Genomic DNA, 249 nt, shown 5'->3' on the forward strand with positions numbered 1-249 from the left:
TTCTTCGTCACAAGATTCAGCGCGATCGCTACATGGTGACGGACTTGAAGACGACCATCATGGGCGAAGAGGCGCAGCAGGCCAGTTTCCGATTCTCAGGGCAGGGCGGCCAGTACGGTCTGGTTCTTGCTCAAGCCACTGGTCAAAGCTGGTGGCTTGATGGACTCGAAGTCACCTACCTAGTTGGTGAATTCGGAGAGCACGGAGCGCCGGAAGTCTTTCCGCACTCTTATAAATTGTCGCCGGAAG

General features: G+C 55.4%; 1 protein-coding gene. It reads left to right on the forward strand.

Annotated features, from left to right (window positions below):
* Positions 1 to 44: 44 nt before the first annotated feature.
* The coding region (locus tag RMT89_RS44535) for a hypothetical protein (protein WP_315889451.1) at positions 45 to 249 on the forward strand (205 nt) is incomplete at its 3' end.

The sequence above is a fragment of the Streptomyces sp. P17 genome (assembly GCF_032436805.1).
In the GTDB taxonomy this organism is placed as follows: Bacteria; Actinomycetota; Actinomycetes; order Streptomycetales; family Streptomycetaceae; genus Streptomyces.